Below are 18,723 nucleotides of genomic sequence, written 5' to 3'. Positions count from 1 at the left end.
GCGAGTCGCCGGGCTCGGCGGCAGATGCCGATCGGCACTACTGACGCCCGCTCAGGTGCCCTTCGGCACGGGCGCGGGACCGGTGGGACTCCCTAAGCTGATCACCATGTACGAAGTGTTGGCAGTTCTGATGTCCGCGGGGGCGTTACTGGGCGCGGTGCTGGCCGGTTGGGGTGGACGGGTGCGGCCGGCGTTGGCGGCCGGCTGCGTGGGCGGGGGGTCCACGGCCCTGACGGCGGCCGGCTGGTGGGCCCGCCCGTACCAGGAGGGCGACCGGCTCTCCGGGCTGGCCGGGGTGCTCGAACTGCTGGCGCTGCTCCTGCTCGTGGCGCTGGCCGTGCGGGCCGGACGGCAGCAACTCGCGCTGGCCCCGGCCGGCTTGGCCGCGCTGCTGTGGCCGCTGCGCTTCATGCACCCGCCGACCTGGACGGAGCAGGTGCAGCTGCTCGGCTTCGGCACCGGCGGCCTGGCGGTCGCGGCCCTGGTCGGCCGGTACCTCGGCGCCCTGGACCAGCGGCGGCACCGGGAGGTGGCGGCCACCCGCCGCGCCCAGCGCCTCGAACTCGCCCACGACCTCCATGACTTCGTGGCACATGATGTCAGCGGCATGGTCGCCCAGGCGCAGGCCGGGGCGATCCTGGCCCAGCAGCACCCGGAGCAGGCGGCCGCCGTCTTCCAACGGATCGAGCAGGCCGGGCAGCAGGCACTGACCGCCCTGGACCGGACCGTGCGGCTGCTCCGGACCGAGCAGCAGGCCGGCGAGCGCGAGCCACAGCACGGGTTGGACGAACTGCCCGCGCTGACCGACCGGTTCATCGCCGCCGGGTCCGTCGAGGTGCGGCTGCGGAGCTCCGCGCGGCAGGTCAGCCGCGAAGTCGGCGCCACCGCCTACCGGATCGTGGTGGAGGCGCTGACCAATGTGCGGCGGCACGCAGCCACCGCCACCCGAGTCGAGGTCAGCGTGCGCAGTACCGGCGGGCAGTTGGAGGTGCGGATCACCGACGACGGCAGGCCCGGCGATCGGCGGACCCGGCGGGACGGCGGCCACGGGCTGGCGGCGCTCGGCGCCCGGGTCGAGGCACTCGGCGGCACGTTCAACTCCGGTCGCACGGAAGATGGCTGGCAGGTTCAGGCGCTGCTGCCGCTCGCCGGGGAGGCGTTGTGACCATTCGGATCCTGCTGGCCGACGATCATGACGACATCCGCAGCGCCTACCGGATCATCCTGGAAGCCCAACCGGACATGACGGTGGTCGGTGAGGCCGCCGACGGCCGCAGCGCCATCGAGCAGGCCCGGGCGCTGCGCCCGGACGTGGTGCTCGCCGACATCCGGATGCCCCAGCTGGACGGACTGGAGGTCACCCGGCAACTCGCCGGCCCCGGCGTGGCCGACCCGCTGCGGGTGGTCGTGGTCACCACCTTCGACCTGGACGAGTATGTGCACACCGCGCTGCGGCACGGCGCCGCCGGGTTCCTGCTCAAGCGGTCCAGCCCGGCGCTGCTGGCGGAGGCGGTCCGCGCGGCGGCGGCCGGGGACACCTTGCTCAGCCCGCAGGTGACGGTACGGCTGCTGCGCGAGCTGTCCCGGCGTGATGGCGCCCAGCCGCCCGTCGGCGCACCGCCGTTGGAGCCACTCAGCCCTCGGGAGAAGGAGATCGCCGAGCTGGTCGCGGACGGCGCCACCAACGCCGAGATCGCGGCGGAGCTGTTCCTCGCCGCCGGCACGGTGAAGAACCATCTCGCCACGGTCCAGCGCAAGTTGGGCGCCCGCAACCGCGTCGGCATCGCGGCATGGGTCTGGGACCAGCGTCCCCGGTAGTCGACTTGGCGTCAGGGCCGGGTGAGCTGCGCCACCCCCGTCACCACGGCCGCCCAGCGGATCACGCCGGCTCGCCGAGCCGACCGTCCTGCCACTCCTCGGCGAGCAGACCCATGATCACCTCATCGCGGAACTCGCCGTACACCCAGGCCGCTCGGCGCAGCCGGCCCTCCACGGCGAAGCCGGACCGGGTGCCGGCCTGGATCATGGCGGTGTTCTCGGCCAGCGTCTCAAGTTGCAGGCGCCGCAGACCGAGCACCGTGAACCCGTAGTGGCAGAGCACCTCGACCGCGTCGCTCCCCAGCCCCCGGCCGCGCCAGGCCGGTCGCAGCGCGAGGCCCAGGTGAGCACCGCGGTTGTGCTGGTCGATCCCCCAGAGCAGCGCCGCTCCCGCCAACTCCCCCGTGGCCAGCTCGACCACGGAGAAGTGCGCGACCTCGGGTGCCGGGGCCCGCACGGCGAAGGGGGCGGCTTCGCTGCCGGCCGGGACGGGGCGCCAGGGCTGGCTGTCGCCCTGCACCCGGACCGGGACATCGTCGTACAACTCGGCCTGCAGCACCGGAACGTCGTCCTGATGCTGGGCCCTGAGCAGTGTCCTGACACCTCGTAGCATGCCCTACACCTAACACCCGTCCTGGCCGGCCTGCCAGCGAATTCCCTTGGCCGGCCGACCGGATCAGCGGTCGGCAGCCGACGCGACCAGAGAGGACTTCCCAACAGATGGCCGGACAGGTGGAGTTGCAGGCAATGGACGAGCAGGTGCTGGCCGGGCTGCTGGCCGTGGCGGTCGCCGACGCGGCACCCGAGGAGGTGATGCCGCCCGTCGCCGGCCCGCCCGGGTGGACGCAGACCCGTCAGGAGGCCTTCCGCGCTTGGCACCGCGCCCACCGACCAGGCCTCGCCGGCCCGCTCGGCGAGGTCACCTTCGCCGTGGTGGACGACGGGAGCATCGTGGGCTCGGCCCGCCTGGCGCGCCGCGACCCGTCCACCCCAGGGGTGTTGGAGACCGGCCTCTGGCTCGCCCGCTCCCGGCGCGGACGCGGCACCGGCACCGCCGCCCTGCGGCTGATCCGCGCCGAGGCCGCGCGCCTGGGCGCCGACCACGTGGTCGCCGACACCCGCTCCCACAACGCCGCAGCGCTGGGCGCCCTGCGCCGCAACGGTGCCGCACTCAGCCCCGCGCCGGACGGCGACCAGGTCGAGGCCCGGCTGCCGGTCACCTGACGGCGTGCGTCAGCTCTCCGGCCGCAGGTGGGTGCGCTGGGCAGGTGGGTGCGCTAGCTCTCCGGCCGCAGGTGGGTGCGCTGGGCATCGCGGTCGAAGATGCCGAGGATCTCGGCAGCACCGGACTGGGCGCCGATCGCGTGCGGGGTCATGGTGTAGAACTCGGCGGCCTGGCCGGCGTCGACCAGGATCCGGCGGTCGCCGAGCAGCAGCACGATGGTGCCGGAGAGCACGGTGAACCATTCGCGGCCAGGGTGGGCCTTCAGGTCGGCGGGGCCGGTCGGCGCGGGGCGGGTGATCCGCATCCGGGCCACGGTGACGGCCGGGTCGCGGCCCAGGGCCCAGCTGGTCACGCCGGGTCCGGAGTCGGGGCGGGGCCGCAGGATCACGTCCTCGTCGGTGCCGGCCTGGACCAGTTGGTCCAGCGAAGTGTCCAGGGCGCGCGCCAGCGAGGCCAACTGGTCGAGGCTGATCCGGCGGGCCCCGGTCTCGATGCGGCTCAGCGTCGACGCGCTGAGGTAGCAGCGGGCGGCGAGTTCGTCGAGTGACCAGCCCATCGCCAGCCGCAGTCCGCGGATCCGCTTGCGCACCAGGGCGTCCAACTCGCTGAATTCTTGCGCCATGGGCAAAAGGCTATGCCATTGGCGCAAGGTGTTCGTATCGTCGAAGCATGGCTGATCACACCCACCACCATCATCACCACCACGGCAGCGGCCACGGCGGACCGGAGAGCACCGAGCGGGAAGCCGCACTGGCCGAGATGCTCGACCTGGACGCCGAGGTACTGCGCTCGCTGCACGACGACGTGGTCGACCTGGTCGCCGCGCACGCCGGGGACGCGGGGGACGTGCGGCGGTTCGTCGACCTGGGCAGCGGCACCGGGGCCGGCATCTTCGCGCTGCTGTCGCGGTTCCCCGCGGCCGAGGCGGTCGCCGTCGATGGATCGCCGATGATGACTGAGCACTTGCTCCGCAAGGCGAAGGCCAATGGGACGGCGGACCGAGTGCGCGCCGTCGAAGCGGACCTGGACGACGACTGGCCGGACTTCGGCGGCGGGCTGGACCTGGCCTGGTCCGCGACCGCGATGCACCACATGGCGGACCCGGCCCGGGCGATGCGCGAGGTGTTCGCCGGGCTCCGGCCCGGCGGGCTGTTCGCCCTGGTCGAGATCGACTCGCAGCCCCGGTTCCTGCCGGAGGAGCTCGGCATCGGCCGGCCCGGTCTCGAGCTCCGCTGCCGCGCGTTGCTGGAGCCCCAACGGGCCGTGGAGCTGCCGTACTTGGGCGCGGACTGGGGGCCGCTGCTGACGGGCGCCGGGTTCGAGATCGCAGCCGAGCGGCGGTTCGCGGCCGAGCTGGCGCCGACCGGGTCGAAGGTGGTCGCCCGTTACGCCCAGCTGGTGCTGCGCGGGCTGCGGGACCGGATCGCCGAGGCGGCGGCCGCCGACGACCTGGCGGTGCTCGACCAGCTCACCGACGACGACGGCCCGCACAGTGTGCTGCGGCGTGACGACCTGACCGTCCGCGCCGGCCGCCAGGTGTGGCTGGGGCGGCGTCCGGTGAAGTGACGCGCAGGCGGGTCAGCGTCAGCGGCTGCGTGATGCGGTGGGTCCCGCCGCCTCAGCAGCTCCGCGCCGGCCGCCAGGTGCGGCCGGGACACCGCCCGCTGAAGTGACGCCTGGCTGCTCAACGGCGGGGGCCAGGCGTGGCTGGACCGCCGGTGAGCGAAGTGCTCCGGGAGTCACTCAGAGCCGGGCGCCAAATGTGGCCGGGCCGCCGGCCAGCAAGTTGTACAGCGGACCACTCAACGCCAGCCGCCGAGCGCGGCCCGGCCACCCGCCGCACCAAGTGACCCGCGAGCCGCCCGGCGCCAGCCGCCACGCGCAGCCAGGCCGCCGGCCCGGCCACCCCGGTCCGCGACGCCGCTCAGCGGCTGAGCGCCATCCGCAGCGCGCCCGCCGCTTCGGCGGCGGCCTCGCGGAAGCGGCGGCCGACGCCCAGGTAGCTGAGGTAGCCGTGGATCAGGTCGGGCTGCCGGCTGAGTGCCACCGGGACGCCGGCCTCGCGCAGCCGCTCCGCGTAGGCCTCGCCCTCGTCGCGCAGCGGGTCGAAGCCCGCCGTGGCAATGTAGGCCGGCGGCAGGCCGGTGAGGTCGGCGGTGAGCAGCGGGGAGATCCGCGGGTCGGCGCGGTCAACGCCGGCCGGCGCGTAGTGGTCGCCGAACCAGTCCATCTGGTCGCTGGTCAGCAGGAAGCCATCGGCGAACAGCTCGCGGGAGCGGCGGCGCCGGGAGGCGTCGGTGGCCGGGTAGCAGAGCAGTTGGAAGGCCGGTGCCGGACCGCCCCGGGCAACGGCGAGCTGGGCGACGACGGCGGCGAGGTTGCCGCCGGCGCTGTCGCCGCCGACCGCGATCCGGTCCGGGTCCACGCCGAGGTCGGCGGCCTTGGCGTGGGCCTGGTCGAAGGCGGCGAGTGCGTCGTCCACGGCGGCCGGGAAGATGTGCTCGGGTGCTCGCCGGTACTCCACCGAGAGCACCCGGACGCCCGCGTGCCGGGCCAGGAACCGGGCGGCGCCGTCGTGGCTGGCCCGGGAGCCGAGCACCCAGCCGCCGCCGTGGTAGAAGACCAGCAGCCCGGACGGTTCGTCACCGAGGCCCGCCGGGGTGTAGAGGGTGGCCGGGAGCTCGCCGTGCTCGGCCGGCATCGGGATCTCGCGGACCGTCATCGGTTCGATGCGCGCGCCGCCGAGGGTGTGCCGCGAGTGCTCCACTCCGGTCCGGGACGGCTCTACCTGGCCGCTGGGGTGCACCAGGCCCTCGCCGGAGAGCTGCTGCAACCGCAGCAGCAGCTGGGCGTCGAGGGCCAGCAGTTGTCCGTCGCGGCGCACCTGCGGTCCGGCGATCGCCCGGCGCAGCGGCGCGGGCAGCCCGTACACCGCCCGCAGCGCTGCCGCCTGCAGTCGGACCTGGAACGGAATCGCCATCGGCCTGCCTCTCTCGCCACCTCGGCCGGCCGCCGGCCGGGGTGGCGACAAAATTACCGGACGGTAGCCGAGTTGGGCAGGCCCCCGCCCGTCACCGCTGCGGGGGCTTCCCCAGCTCGTCGAGCAGGATGTCCAGGCCGGCCGCCAGCTCCACTTCCGGATCATGGTCCGCCAGCAGTCCGGCCAGCGCGCGCAGCCGCGGGTACTCCGTGACGGGCAGCCGGTGCAGCCCCAGCCTGAGCAGCGGTTCCGGCTCGTCGGGGTTGTCGACCACCTGCCGCCGGTCCACCAGCAGGTAGCCGGTCGTCCAGCCGACGACGGCGCGGTAGAGGCGCAGTGTGGCGCGGTCGTCGAGTCCGGCCTGAGTCAGCAGCGCCAGGACGTGTTCATTGAGGCGGAGCGCCGCCGTCGAGCGGCGGGTCAGCGGCACGTCGAGCGGGCGGGTGACCACCAGCGGAAACACCCGGGGGTGGGCTTCGGCGACTGCTTGGAAGACGTTGACGACCCGGTGCAGCTCGGCACGCCAGTCCGCACTGACGGTAGCGTCTGCCGGGCCGGAGTCGGCGGCCAGCCCGAGCCGCTCGTTCACCTCGGCACAGAACGCCTCCACCATGCCGTCCAGCAGCGCCTGCTTGCCGGAGGCGTAGCGGTAGAGGGCCATCGGTTCGACGCCCAGCTCGGTGGCGAGGCTGCGCATGGTCAGTGCGGCCAGGCCGTCGCGGTCGACCAGGGCGACGGCTGTGGCGAGCACCCGAGGGCGGGTCAGTCGGGCCCGCCGCGCCGGGGGTGCACGATCCCCGTCATGTGCGGCGGAGCTGCCGGTCCCGTCCCTGCTCACGGCCGCCTCCTGGGCTCTTGCGGTGGCTTGCCTCGTCCTTGTTGACTCGTCCTCCAAGGGGGCGCAGGCTTGTAAGTATACAAGGTACATATCCGGCATATACGTACATCCAACGCGTAGCCGCGCATGGGAGATGGACCATGAACCACGTCGCCGGCAAGTTCGGCAAGCTCGCCCCCCAGTTCCCCACCGTGCTCCGGGACTTCACGGCCTATGCCAAGACCCCGCTCCCCGTGCCCCCGGCGGCGGTGGACTGGGCCAACAACGTCCCCGAGTGGCCCATGGACGGCAACGACCAGTACGGCGACTGCACCATGGCCGCCGCCGCGCACATGATCCAGTCCTGGAACGCCGAGACCAAGGAGGTGGACGCCGTCCCGACGCCCAAGGACGTCGTGGCCGAGTACCTCCAGCTCACCGGCGGCCAGGACACCGGCCTGGTGGAGGCCGATGTGCTCAAGAACTGGCAGCGCAGCGGCCTGTGGGGCAACACCGCACTCGGCTACGCACCGGTCAACGTGCACGACCTGACCGCACTCCAGCAGACCATGTGGCTCTTCGGTGCCGTGTACGCGGGCATTCAGGTGCCGGCCAACGCACAGACGCAGTTCCAGCAGGGGCAGCCGTGGTCCCTGGTGCCCGACTGGCAGCAGCAGCCGATCGAGGGCGGGCACGCGATCCCGCTGCTCGGCTATGACGCGGACTACATCTATGCGATCACCTGGGGTGGGGTGCAGCGGATCGCTTGGGACTGGTGGTCCACCTACTCCGACGAGGCATGGGCCGTGCTGGCCCAGGAGTACAAGGAGGCGGGGACCGTCAACGGCATCGACATGGCAGCGCTCACCGCCGACCTGGAGCAAGTCTGACCACTGGGCAGGTCTGATCGTTCGCTTGGCGACACACCGTCAGCGCGCCGCCGGGGCCTCCCCTACGCGCCGTCCGGGTCCGCCCCCTGCGCCGCCCGCTCCGCCTCGATCACCGCGGCCAGCAGGCCGGGGAAGGCCGCCTCGACCTCCGCACCGCGCAGCTCGTTCATCCGCGCGGTGCCCGCGTAGCACTGCCGGATCAGGCCTGCCTCGCGCAGGATCCGGAAGTGGTGGGTGGCCGTGGACTTGCCGACCGGGAGGTCGAACTCACCGCACTTGACGTCGGCGCGGGCACCGTCGAGTTGCGTGACGATGCTTCGCCGGACCGGGTCCACCAGGGCTTCGAGGACCTGTTGCAGGCTGACGGTCCGCGGGTCGGGGTGGTGCGGGGTGCGATCGGCGTCCATTCCCCCATAGTACGACCATCATCAAAGTTTGACAGTGATCATACTTTCCGTTTGAGTAGGAACCGCCTCGGAGAGGCCTCCGGGGCGACCCGCACAAGGGCAGGGGAGGACGACGCGATGACCAAGGCAGTGCTGTTCCACGAGCTCGGCGGACCTGAGGTGATGCGGCTTCAGGAGGTGACGGTCGGCGAGCCGGGCCCCGGCGAGGTGCGGATCCGGGTGGACGCGATCGGCCTCAACCGGGCGGAGGTGCTGTTCCGTACCGGCTACTACATCGAGGACGTCAGGCAGTTCCCGGCGCGGCTGGGCACCGAGGCCGCCGGCGTGGTCGAGGCGGTCGGCGAGGGTGTCACCGACTTCCGGCCCGGCCAGCCGGTCAGCACCGTGCCCGGCTTCTCGCAGAACGACTACGGCGTCTACGCCGAGCAGGCGCTGGTCCCCGCCGGCGCGCTGCTGCACCGCCCCGAGGAGCTCGACCCGGTGGCGGGCGCCTCGGTCTGGATGCCCTACCTCACCGCCTACGGCGCCTTGATGGAGACCGGCAGCATGCGGCCCGGCGACACCGTGCTGGTGAACGCGGCGTCCAGCAGCACCGGCCTGGCGGCCATCCACCTCGCCAACCGGATCGGCGCCCGCGCGATCGCGCTGACCCGCACCGAGGCCAAGAAGGAGGCGCTGCTGAAGGAGGGCGCGGCGGAGGTGATCGCCACCGAGCAGGAGGACGTCGCCGCGCGGGTGCACGCGGCCACCGACGGGCGGGGCGCGGAGTTCGTCTTCGACGCCGTCGCCGGCCCCGGTATCACCGAACTGGCCCGGCTGGTCGCCCCGGAGGGCACCCACATCGTCTACGGCGCGCTGAGCGGCGAGCCCACCCCCTACCCCGGCATCGAACTCGGCCTGCCCGCCCTCGCCATCCGCTCGTACACCATGCACGAGGTCAGCCGGCACCCCGAACGGCTGCGCCGGGCCGAGGCCTTCATCATCGCCGGGCTGCGGTCCGGCGCGTTCCGCTCGGTGGTGGACCGGACCTTCGAGCTGGACCACATCGTGGACGCGCACCGCCACTTGGAGTCCAATGCGCAGATCGGCAAGATCGTGGTGACCGTGCCGCGCTGAGCGGTCAGGCGGGTGCGGAGGCTGCCCTGGCCCGTCCCGCCAGCAGTACCACCGCCGCGCACGGCAGCAGCAGCACCACGAACGCCCAGCGGAAGCCCCCCACGCCGGCCGCGACGCCGCCGAGCCCGTTGAACAGCCCCGACGCGGCGCCCAGCACCACGATCTGCCCGAGGTTCTGGGCGGTCTGCATGGCGCTGCTGGCGAACCCCTGGCGGTCCGCCGGTGCGTGGGACAGGGAGAGCAGCGTCAGCGAGGGGGCCAACGCGCCCATGCCCACGGCGGCGAGCACCAACGCCGCGGCGGCCGGCGCTGCCGGCAGCGCGCGCACCGTGGCGAGCCCCGCCAGCGCCGCCGCACCCGCCAGCACCACCGCGCCGCCGGCCGCCAGCCGGTGGCGCGGCACCCGTTCCAGCCAGTGGCTCTGCGCCCAGGAGGCCGCTGCCCAAGCCAGCGCCGCACCCGTAAAGGCCAACGCGGGGACGGCCGTTGGAACGCGTCGCACGGTGTCCAGCAGCAGCGGCACGAACGCCTCGACGGTGAAGTACACACCCGAACTCAGGCCGCGCAGCAGCACCGAGGCGGGCAGTCCGCGCGCCGCCCGCCAAGTGCCGTGCGGCAGCAGGCGGGAGGCGAAGAGCACCAGCAGCAGCACGCCCGCGGCGCCGCAGAGCAGATGGCCGAGGTCGGAGCCGGCGACGGCGTACTGCCCCAGCGCGGCCCCGACACTGACGGCGGCTGCCGCACCCAACCCAGGCCTTGCGGTGGACAGTTGGGAAGGCGACGGCTCGGGTCCGCGGCGGCGCAGCATCAGCACGACGGCCACGGACGGCAGCACAGTCAGCGCGGCCAGCGCGAAGAACACCGCCCGCCATGACCACCAGGAGGCGACCAGTCCGGCCAGCGGCGGCCCGGTGAGCGACGGGACGATCCACGCGGAGCTCATCAGCGACAACGCCCGGGCCCGGAGCCGGTCCGGAAACGACTGCCCGATCGCGGTGTTGACCGACACCGCCACCAGACCCGCCGCGATCCCGTCCAGGAACCGGCCGGCCGCCAGCTGCCAGATCGAGGTGCTGGTGGCCGAGACCAGCAGGGTGACCACGGAGAGCAGCACGCCCGCCGCCAGCGGCCGGCGCGCGCCCCGGCGGTCGGCCCAGCCGCCCCCGATCACCCCACCGAGCAGGCCGGCCGCCACGAAGCACCCGGCCGCCAGCGGGTAGAGCGACAGGCCGTGCAGCTCGCGCGCCGCCAGCGGCAGCGTCGGCAGCACGGCGAGCGCGGCGAACCCCGTGAGGAACATCACCGCCGTGAAGCTGACCGTCGCGGCGGCGTACCGGCGGGAGAACAGGCCCGGGAGTTGTTGCTGATTCTCCGTCAGTGGTACTGCCCGGTCGGCGATTGGAGGGTGCGGCCGTTGACCAGTCATGACCACGCAACCTAGCGAGGCAGAGTGGTCTACACCACTGAAATTCCGCTCGGGGTCGGCGGACACCGACGGCCAGCTGGTACTGACACGAACGAGCTAAGTCCCGGCGCGGACAATGGACGCCGGCCCGCGCTCATGGCTGGATAAGGCGCAAAGGCCCACCGCTCACAAGGAGTGACCGACCGCCATGCGCGCTCTTGGAATCTGCCTCGCCGCCGCCCTGCTGGCCGGCCCGCTCGTGCTGGCGCCCGCTGCCCAGGCCGACGATGACGCGGGCACCCGCCCGTGCGGGAAGAAGGAGGTCTGCCTCTACTCGCAGGAGGACGGCCACGGTGTCATCGTCTACCGGAACACGCTGGAGGCCATCGAGAAGGGCGACATCACCAACGTCGACCCCAAGGTCGAGGCCAGGTCGGCGCGCACGCCGCTGCCGCCGGACGGCGACTGCGCCATCGGCCTGTACCCCGACCACGGCCTCGGCGGCGACGCGACCTGGATCGCGGGCCCGATGACCAACCTCGCCAAGCCGGGCGAACCCTCGCTGACGGTCGGCTCGATGTACGAGGACTGCGGCTGAGCGGTCAGCATCGCGTCGTGGTGCGGCGGGAAACCCCCGCGCCGCGACGACGCATGACACCCGTACGGTGCGTCAGACCCGTAGCTCGGGCGGGAACCCGGTCCAGCGGAGCTCGGCGGGCAGGTGGTCCACGTCGTTGTGCACCAGCACCGACGGCAACCGCCCGGGCGCGTACCGGATCACCGTCAACGCGGCATTGCCCTGGTTGAGCCCGAGCCAGCGCCACTCGGGCGCGCCGAGCGCGTGCCGGACCAGCCAGCCGACCAGGAAGCTGTGCGTCACCAGCAGTTCATGGCGCTCGCGGTCACCGACGACCGGGCCGGTGAACCGCTCCACCGCCTGTCGCGCCAGCCCCGGCCCGTGTTCCCGCTCCTCGTCCGTCGCTTGGGCGAGGAACCGCATCAGGTGGTCCGCGGCCTCCGGTGGGAGCTCCGAGCGCTGCGGGAAGGATGGGACGTAGTCGCCGGCGCACTCCGCCTCGCGCAGCTCGGCGCCCGGCAACTGCTCAGCGATCAGCCGGGCGCTCTGCGCTGCCCGGCAGAGCGGACCGTGGTGCACCGTCGAGATCGGCCGCCCCGCCAGTCGCCGCCCGACGAGCACGGCCTGCCGCCGCCCGTTCGCCGACAGGCCGGTCTCGTCGGGCAGCGCCTCGCCGTGCCGGACCAGGTAGAGGTAGCGGCTTGCCGTGCCGGTCATGTCCTGTGCTCCATGTTCATCCCCCGGGCGGTCGCCGCCGCCCCTCCGCCCGTTGACGCTCGTTCGTGCGCCCCTGGTTCCACTTCCGAACCTGATCAATCATCGGGCCGGCCGTCGCGGTGATCGTCCATTAGTTGAATCAACTCTCCTGGCAGGCCAAGGCTGTTCAGCGTATTGACGTGTCCCTTACTACAGGAGTTGAATCCGCGTCAGTCGATTCAGGGAGCCACTCATGCCTTCCCGAACCATCCCCCACCCTGTCCCCCACCACCCTCGCCGGCTGCTCCGCCGCCTGTTCCGTCGCTGGGCGGCCGCTTCCACGGTCGCCGCGCTGGTGGCCGCGCTCGCCGTCCTGGTCACCCCGGCCACCCGGGCCGCAGCCGCCGCGGTGCCCCCGCCCCCGGCCGACTGGACGACCGTGTTCAGTGACGACTTCTCCGGGCCGGCCGGCAGCGCGCCCTCAGCTGCCAACTGGACCTACGACACCGGGCCGGGCTCGAACTTCGGCACCGGCGAGATCGAGACCATGACCAACTCGACCAGCAATGTGTACCTGGACGGGAACGGCCATCTCGACATCACCGCCCTGGGCAGCGGCGGTAGTTGGACCTCCGGCCGGATCCACACCCCCAGCGCGCTGGTCGGCGCACCGGCCGGCGGCAAGCTGGAGGTGACCGCCGGCATCCAGCAACCCACCGGCGGCCCCGGCTACTGGCCCGCGTTCTGGATGCTGGGTCCCGGCCAGTGGCCCGAGAACGGTGAGATCGACATCATGGAGGACGTCAACTCCCTCTCCGAGGTTGCCGGGACCATCCACTGCGGCACCTACCCCGGTGGCGTCTGCAACGAGGGCAACGGCATCGGCAGCGGGCTGCGGGCCTGTTCGGGCTGCCAAAGCGGCTTCCACACCTACTCGATGATCCTCGACCGCACCAACACCGCGGCCGAGAGCATCACTTGGTACCTGGATGGGGCCGCTTACTTCAGCGTCAACGAGAGCCAGGTCGGCGCCGCCGTCTGGCAGCAGGCCTTCGACCACAACCTGTCCATCATCTTCGACCTGGCGATCGGCGGCGGGTTCCCCAACGGCGTCTGCGGCTGCACCACACCGACCTCCGCCACCACCTCGGGCGGCACGATGAGCGTCGGCTATGTCGCGGCGTACACCACCAACGGTGGCTCGGGCGGCGGTGGTTCGGGCGGCGGACCGGTGGTGGGCTACGGCGGGCTCTGCCTGGACGACCGCAACGGCAGCACCGCCGACTACAACCCCGTCCAGGTCTACACCTGCAACGGCACACCCGCCCAGCAGTGGACCTTCGTCCAGGCCGGCACCACCCTGCACGCGCTCGGCAAGTGCCTGGACATCAACGGTGGCGGCACTGCCAACGGCACCACCGTCGACCTCTACACCTGCAACAACACGGCCGCCCAGGTCTGGATCCCGCAGTCTGACGGCGCCCTCTACAACCCGCAGTCCAACAGGTGCCTGGACGACACTGGTTGGTCCACCACCCCGGGCACCCAGGTGCAGATCTGGGACTGCACCGGAAGCGCCAACCAGCAGTGGAAGCTGCCCAGTTGATCCAACCCTGGTGATCGTCGGGGCCACCGCTGCCTTCGCTGCGGTGGCCCCGAGCCGCATCCGCTGTCAGCCGCCGAGCAGCGGAAGGAGCACCAGCACCAACCCGAAGAGCCCCAGCAGCACCGACACGACGACCATCAAGCTCCGCCGTTGGGCCCGCAAGGCCGGGGACGCCGACGACGCCGGCCGCCCGCTCCCCCCTTCGCCCGGCACCCAGGGAGCCGCGGTCCAGTCGTCCTGGTGGCGCTGTCCACCGTGGTGATGCCCGCCGTGGTGGTGGTTTCCACCGTCGTGATGCCCGCCGTAGTGGTGGTGCCCGCCATCGTGGTGCCCACCGAAGTCGCCGCCGCCGTGACCGTCCATCAGGTTCCCCCTAGCTTGCCGAACCGGCTGTCAGCCAGCGTGGCACTCAGTACGCAGCCCGCACCTCAAGGGAAGCTCTGTACTCCGCCCGCGACGGACTCCGTACTGTCGGGTGGCTTGACGGTGAACCGTCCGCTCGGTTTCATCTGACAGCCATACAGTTACTGGCGAGTCGCAACCTGCTTGCCAGATAGTCCTATGGCCCCCCAAGTTGTATAGCTTACTCTTCCCCGGAGGCCATGGTGTCCCCCGTCACCCGCCGCACGTTCCTGGGCTCTGCCGCCGCGCTTGGCGCGGTCGTCGGCCTGGAGGCTCTCCCCGGTGCCGCCCAGCGCGCCGCCGCCGCAACCGGTGCCGCCGGCACCAGCGGTACGATCACGGACGTCAAGCACGTCGTGGTCCTGATGCAGGAGAACCGCAGCTTCGACCACTACTTCGGCACGCTGAAGGGCGTGCGCGGCTTCGGCGACCGTACGGCCGTCCAACTGCCTGACGGCAACAGTGTGTTCAACCAGCCGAACGGCAGCGGCCGGCAGTACCCGTGGCAGTTGAGCGCGACCGGCACCTGGTGGTGGGGGTCGAGCGGCGAGCTGCTGGCCCAGTGCGACGGGTCGCTGGACCACTCGTGGTCCACCCAGCACCAGGCCTGGAACGGCGGCAAGATGGACTCCTGGATCGCCGCCAAGGGTTCCAACCGGACCATGGGCTTCATGAACCGGTCGGACATCCCGTTCCACTACGCGCTGGCCGACGCCTACACCATCTGTGACGCGTACCACTGCTCGATCCTGTCGGCGACCGGCCCCAACCGCACCTACCTGTGGTCCGGCATGATCGACCCGGCCGGCGCGGCGGGCGGCCCGGCCTACGACGGCGGCTCCGAGTCCGGTCTGAAGTGGCAGACCTATGCGGAGGCGCTGCAGAACGCCGGGGTGACCTGGAAGGTCTACCAGAACGCCTCCGACAACTTCGGCGACAACGGCCTGGCCTACTTCAACCAGTTCACCAGCGCGCCGAGTTCGAGCCCGCTGTCGCAGTACGGCATGGGCTCGGTGCCCAGCAGTGGCTCCACTCCGGACGACATCGCCAACGCGATCAAGGCCGATGCCGTCAACGGCACCCTGCCGCAGGTCTCCTGGGTGGTCTCCAACCAGCTCTTCTCCGAGCACCCGGACGGTCCGCCGGAGAACGGCGCGCACTTCGTCAACCTGGTGCTGCAGGCGCTGGCCGCCAACCCGGACACCTTCAACTCCACCGTCCTGTTCCTCAACTACGACGAGAACGACGGCTTCTTCGACCACGTGCCGCCGCCCGTCGCGCCGGCCAACACCTCCGGCGAGTTCTACAACGGCACCAACATCGGCCTCGGCTTCCGGGTCCCGATGATCATCGCCTCGCCGTGGACCCGCGGTGGCTGGGTCGACTCCCAGGTCTACGACCACACCAGCGTCATCCGGTTCCTGGAGACCTGGACCGCTGCGCTGGGCACCCCCGCCGTCTCCCCCAACATCAGCGCCTGGCGGCGTCAGGTCTGCGGCGACCTCACCGGCGCGTTCGACTTCACCAACCCCGTCTACGGCCTGCCCAGCCTGCCGGACACCGGCGCCACCATCAGCCAGGCGACCGCCAATGTGCAGATCAACCCCAGCCCCGGCACCAACTCACTGCCCACCCAGGAGTCCGGCACCAAGCCGGCCCGCGCGCTGCCCTACCAGCCCAACGCCTGGGTCGACCGGATCGAGTACGACGCCAACAACCAGATCCTGCTCTGGATCGACATGGCCAACCAGGGCCCGCAGGCCACCGCCTACGCCCACTACTCGATCTACGCGAACGCCCACCGCACCGGCGGCCCCTGGCAGTACACCGTGGCGCCCCACGACGCCGCCACCGGGACCGACGGCAGCACCAGCGACTTCTTCAACATCGGTGCCAACTACGGCAACGGCCAGTACGACCTGAGCGTGTACGGCCCCAACCGCTTCCTGCGCCACTTCACCGGTGACGCCACCGCGGCCGGCAAGACCGCCGAGGCGTCGACCTACTACGCCCCGGCGCCGGACTCCGGCCGGCAGGCCGTCTGGTTCAAGATGGCCAACACCGGCACCGCCGCCGTGACCTTCACCATCACCTCGACCAACTACCGCACCGGCACCTGGACTTACCAGGTCGCCCCGGGTGCGACCGTGACCGACTACTTCAACAACGTCGCGATCTGCAACGGCTGGTACGACTTCACCGTCACCGTCAGCGGCGACGCCGGCTGGAGCCGCCGCGCCACCGGCCACATCGAGACCGGTGGTGCGAGCGTGAGCGGCTGAGAACAGTCAGTAGCTGAGGACGGGGCGCGACTTCCCTCTGGAAGCCGCGCCCCGTCCGGTGGGGATCAGTTGCAGTCGCAGCAATCGCAGCAGTCGCACCCATCGCAGCAGCCGGCGCTTTCGGCGTCACAGCAGCACTGGCAGCCCTGGCAACTGCAGTCGCAAGGGTCGCAGCAGTCACAGCAGTCGCAGTCGTGCCGCTCGCAGAAGCCCTTGCGGGGCTCGCGGGTGAACGGGTGATTGTGCTCGCAGCAGAGCAGTTGGCAGGTGCAGGCGAGCAGCACCCACATCGCGCAGCCGGCCAGCGGGCCGCGCGGCGGCTTGCCCGGAGTCTGGGGCGGCATCGGCGGCTGGCCCCCGCCGTAGTGGTACGGGTTGCCGGGCGGCGGCGCGTCCTGGAACGGCCCACCCTGGTAGGGGTTCTGCTGGTACGCCCCGCCCTGGTACGGCCCGCCTTGGTTCGGCGCACCCTGGTATGGGTTGCCCTGGTACGGGTTGCCCTGGTGCGGGTTGTGCGAGCCCGTGGCGCCCTGCGACTTCGTGGCGCAGCCGGATCCGTGCCGGTGCCCGAAGACCCGCTCCACGGCCGCCTCGGTCTCGTGCGCCAGCAGCAGATGGGTCAGCGCCCGGTCGGTGAGCTCAACGTCCTTGAGGGCGAGGCGGATCCCGTGCACCGCGTCCCGGCAGAGGCGCTCGACCTCGGCCCGGGAGGTGCCGGTGGCGGTCAGCGGGTTCCAGGCGCCGGCCTTGTCGTCGGCCTCCTGGTCCTCGGCCGCGTCCAGCAGGTGGGCGAGGCGGCCGAAGAGGCGGCCCGCCTCGCTGAGCGCGGCGGCGTTGCCGGGGCGCTCGGCCAGCACCGCGGTGTGGGCGAAAGCGGCGGCGGTGGCGGTCTCGGTGGGCTCGGTGACCAGCAGCACCGAGCTGCCGGGTATCGCGGTGCGCTCCAACTCGCCCTGCCGCGAGGCGGCGTCCAGCAGCACGGCGGTGTCGAAGCCGACCACCGATCCGCTCCCCGCGCTCTGCTTGTCCCAGCGGCGGGCCACCACGCGGGCGCCGGCCGCCACCGGACGGCGGGCGAACACCCCGTCGGCGTCCAGCACATGGTCCCGGACCTTGACGGAGGCCAGGGCGAGCGAGACGGCTGCCGCCAGCCTGGCCCCCTCGCCCTTCGCCACCTCGGCCGACCGCATGCCGCGCAGCGGGCACGGTCCGGCCGTGCGCCGTCCGTCGGCTCGGGCGGCGGCCGGACGTTGGGCCTCGACCAGCACCGAGATGATCAGGCCGTCGTAGTTGGTGGCGGTCCGGGCCAGTTGGCCGTGGTCGTCCCGCAGTGCCAGGCAGAGCCCGCACAGGTGCGCCATCCAGGACGTCTTCAGCTTGTCCGTCAGCCGGTGCTGGCACGGTCTGATGATTCCGAACACGTTATGTCTCCTCGTCCGCGCCGACGAGGGCGCCCCCATGATCGGGCGTCATCTTACTGATCATCCGTGGTGGTGGGGGCGGTCGGGACCGCCTCCACCACCAGAGCTGCTCAGCCTTCGAGCGAGATGTACAGGCGGGTGCCCGCCGACCGGAAGCCCACGCCCTCGTAGACCCGGCGTGAACCGTCGCCCGAGTACTCCAGCCAGACCGACTCGGCGCCCTGCGCGAACATCGCCTCGGTCAGCGCGGCGGTGACGGCGCCCGCGATCCCATGGCGGCGGAACTCCGGCCGGGTGCCGACCCCGGCGAGCTCCGAGGTGCCCACCGCCGGCGCCGAGCAGGACGCCCCACCGGCGCAACTCCCGTCGGGCGCCCGGACGAACCGCACGGCCCCGCCGTTCTGCTGGGTCCGGCGCAGCCGGGCGATGCCCTCCGGGGAGTGGGCGAAGGCGCCACCGAACGACTCGGCGAGCGCCGCGTCGATGGCGGCGAACTCCTCGTCCAGGGACGGGATTTCCACAGTCGGGCCGTCGGCCGCCGTGGGCAGCATCAGGGTATCCGGGGTGCAGACCAGGTACTCGTGCGTCTCCTCGACGGTGAAGCCGGCGGCGAGCAGCGCCGGCGCCACCTCGGGCGCGGTGTTGGGCGCGAACTCCAGGCGCGGCTTGAGCCCGCGCTCCCGGAAGACCGCGATCAGTGCGGCGACATCGGCCTCGGTGGGCCGGGTACCGGGCAGCGGGGTGGCGTAGTTGATGTACGGGCTGGTGGTGCCGGGGTCGATCCCGACCACGAAGCCCCCGGTCTCGACGACCTCGGGGCGGCGGCGCAGGTTGGCAACGGCAAAGTTCTGGACAAGGGTGTCCACGGTGGTGTTGACCTCACGAAAAGAAGACGGATGAAGGCAGGATGCTTCAACGGATGCGGCACTGCTGACGCTGCGTCAGCTCGCGCGTTCGTGGGGCCACCGCTGGGGTGAACGGTACGGCGAGTGCTGCCAGTTGAGACTGGAGCAGTTGCTCAGTACCGGCGGCGGCCGCTGAAGGACGCCGGGGCCATAGGACTTCATTCCTTCGATGAGAA

General features: G+C 72.0%; 19 protein-coding genes. 10 read left to right on the top strand and 9 right to left on the bottom strand.

Annotation, left to right across the window (positions count from 1 at the left end):
• Positions 1-106: 106 nt before the first annotated feature.
• Together P3T35_RS28620 and P3T35_RS28615 are read left to right on the top strand one after the other, a co-directional pair.
• Positions 107-1,165, top strand: coding sequence for a histidine kinase (locus P3T35_RS28620; RefSeq protein WP_101378544.1), 1,059 nt, complete (start codon positions 107-109; stop codon positions 1,163-1,165).
• On the top strand, positions 1,162-1,818 hold the full coding sequence (locus P3T35_RS28615; RefSeq protein WP_101378545.1) for a response regulator transcription factor: 657 nt from the start codon (positions 1,162-1,164) through the stop codon (positions 1,816-1,818). The genes P3T35_RS28620 and P3T35_RS28615 overlap by 4 nt, the downstream gene beginning before the upstream one ends.
• 61 nt (positions 1,819-1,879) lie before the next feature.
• Here P3T35_RS28615 and P3T35_RS28610 read toward each other — a convergent pair whose 3' ends face one another.
• Complete coding sequence (locus P3T35_RS28610) at positions 1,880-2,431, bottom strand: GNAT family protein (protein WP_101378546.1); 552 nt, start codon at positions 2,429-2,431, stop codon at positions 1,880-1,882.
• Between the two features lie 107 nt (positions 2,432-2,538).
• On the opposite strand from P3T35_RS28610, the gene P3T35_RS28605 reads away from it, so the two are divergent.
• Complete coding sequence (locus P3T35_RS28605) at positions 2,539-3,042, top strand: GNAT family N-acetyltransferase (RefSeq protein ID WP_101378547.1); 504 nt, start codon at positions 2,539-2,541, stop codon at positions 3,040-3,042.
• A gap of 53 nt (positions 3,043-3,095) precedes the next feature.
• On the opposite strand, the gene P3T35_RS28600 is transcribed toward P3T35_RS28605, so the two are convergent.
• Positions 3,096-3,665 carry an XRE family transcriptional regulator gene (locus P3T35_RS28600; protein WP_101378548.1) on the bottom strand — a complete coding sequence of 190 codons (570 nt, stop codon included), beginning with the start codon at positions 3,663-3,665 and terminating at the stop codon, positions 3,096-3,098.
• Positions 3,666-3,712: 47 nt separating this feature from the next.
• Here P3T35_RS28600 and P3T35_RS28595 point away from each other — a divergent pair, with 47 nt between their 5' ends.
• Positions 3,713-4,609, top strand: coding sequence for a class I SAM-dependent methyltransferase (locus P3T35_RS28595; RefSeq protein WP_101378549.1), 897 nt, complete (start codon positions 3,713-3,715; stop codon positions 4,607-4,609).
• A 358-nt stretch (positions 4,610-4,967) separates the two neighbouring features.
• Here P3T35_RS28595 and P3T35_RS28590 read toward each other — a convergent pair whose 3' ends face one another.
• Together P3T35_RS28590 and P3T35_RS28585 are read right to left on the bottom strand one after the other, a co-directional pair.
• The gene (locus P3T35_RS28590; RefSeq protein WP_101378550.1) at positions 4,968-6,023 is read right to left on the bottom strand and encodes an alpha/beta hydrolase; all 1,056 of its coding nucleotides are present in this window, start codon (positions 6,021-6,023) and stop codon (positions 4,968-4,970) included.
• Between the two features lie 91 nt (positions 6,024-6,114).
• Positions 6,115-6,861: a TetR/AcrR family transcriptional regulator gene (locus tag P3T35_RS28585; protein ID WP_280708317.1), complete on the bottom strand. Its 747-nt coding sequence runs from the start codon at positions 6,859-6,861 to the stop codon at positions 6,115-6,117.
• Positions 6,862-7,001: 140 nt separating this feature from the next.
• Between P3T35_RS28585 and P3T35_RS28580 the strand changes: the two genes are divergently transcribed.
• Positions 7,002-7,730, top strand: a complete 729-nt coding sequence (locus P3T35_RS28580; protein WP_101378552.1) for a hypothetical protein — start codon at positions 7,002-7,004, stop codon at positions 7,728-7,730.
• Positions 7,731-7,792: 62 nt separating this feature from the next.
• Here P3T35_RS28580 and P3T35_RS28575 read toward each other — a convergent pair whose 3' ends face one another.
• The gene (locus P3T35_RS28575) at positions 7,793-8,137 is read right to left on the bottom strand and encodes a helix-turn-helix transcriptional regulator (protein ID WP_101378553.1); all 345 of its coding nucleotides are present in this window, start codon (positions 8,135-8,137) and stop codon (positions 7,793-7,795) included.
• Between the two features lie 117 nt (positions 8,138-8,254).
• Here P3T35_RS28575 and P3T35_RS28570 point away from each other — a divergent pair, with 117 nt between their 5' ends.
• Positions 8,255-9,253, top strand: a complete 999-nt coding sequence (locus P3T35_RS28570) for a zinc-dependent alcohol dehydrogenase family protein (RefSeq protein WP_101378554.1) — start codon at positions 8,255-8,257, stop codon at positions 9,251-9,253.
• 4 nt (positions 9,254-9,257) lie between these two features.
• On the opposite strand, the gene P3T35_RS28565 is transcribed toward P3T35_RS28570, so the two are convergent.
• Positions 9,258-10,553 (bottom strand): MFS transporter, encoded by a 1,296-nt coding sequence (locus P3T35_RS28565; protein ID WP_101384776.1) that lies wholly within the window; start codon positions 10,551-10,553, stop codon positions 9,258-9,260.
• A gap of 313 nt (positions 10,554-10,866) precedes the next feature.
• Between P3T35_RS28565 and P3T35_RS28560 the strand changes: the two genes are divergently transcribed.
• A complete protein-coding gene (locus tag P3T35_RS28560; protein WP_101378555.1) occupies positions 10,867-11,256 on the top strand; it encodes a hypothetical protein in 390 nt (129 codons plus the stop codon).
• Positions 11,257-11,328: 72 nt separating this feature from the next.
• Here the strand turns inward: P3T35_RS28560 and P3T35_RS28555 are convergent, their stop codons facing one another.
• Complete coding sequence (locus P3T35_RS28555; RefSeq protein ID WP_101378556.1) at positions 11,329-11,952, bottom strand: histidine phosphatase family protein; 624 nt, start codon at positions 11,950-11,952, stop codon at positions 11,329-11,331.
• A gap of 232 nt (positions 11,953-12,184) precedes the next feature.
• Here P3T35_RS28555 and P3T35_RS28550 point away from each other — a divergent pair, with 232 nt between their 5' ends.
• The 3 genes from P3T35_RS28550 (at position 12,185) to P3T35_RS28540 (ending at position 16,221) form a co-directional block, all read left to right on the top strand.
• A complete protein-coding gene (locus P3T35_RS28550; protein WP_101378557.1) occupies positions 12,185-13,537 on the top strand; it encodes a ricin-type beta-trefoil lectin domain protein in 1,353 nt (450 codons plus the stop codon).
• Between the two features lie 240 nt (positions 13,538-13,777).
• Positions 13,778-14,050: a hypothetical protein gene (locus P3T35_RS28545; RefSeq protein WP_180356266.1), complete on the top strand. Its 273-nt coding sequence runs from the start codon at positions 13,778-13,780 to the stop codon at positions 14,048-14,050.
• 89 nt (positions 14,051-14,139) lie between these two features.
• Positions 14,140-16,221: a phospholipase C, phosphocholine-specific gene (locus P3T35_RS28540; RefSeq protein WP_218976622.1), complete on the top strand. Its 2,082-nt coding sequence runs from the start codon at positions 14,140-14,142 to the stop codon at positions 16,219-16,221.
• A gap of 65 nt (positions 16,222-16,286) precedes the next feature.
• Here the strand turns inward: P3T35_RS28540 and P3T35_RS28535 are convergent, their stop codons facing one another.
• Together P3T35_RS28535 and P3T35_RS28530 are read right to left on the bottom strand one after the other, a co-directional pair.
• Positions 16,287-17,642 carry a DUF5685 family protein gene (locus tag P3T35_RS28535; protein WP_180356267.1) on the bottom strand — a complete coding sequence of 452 codons (1,356 nt, stop codon included), beginning with the start codon at positions 17,640-17,642 and terminating at the stop codon, positions 16,287-16,289.
• Between the two features lie 110 nt (positions 17,643-17,752).
• A complete protein-coding gene (locus P3T35_RS28530) occupies positions 17,753-18,508 on the bottom strand; it encodes a GNAT family N-acetyltransferase (protein ID WP_101378560.1) in 756 nt (251 codons plus the stop codon).
• Positions 18,509-18,723 lie beyond the last annotated feature (215 nt).

The sequence above is a fragment of the Kitasatospora sp. GP30 genome (assembly GCF_029892145.1).
Classification (GTDB): domain Bacteria; phylum Actinomycetota; class Actinomycetes; order Streptomycetales; family Streptomycetaceae; genus Kitasatospora; species Kitasatospora acidiphila.
This window is presented reverse-complemented; position numbering and strand designations above follow the sequence as displayed.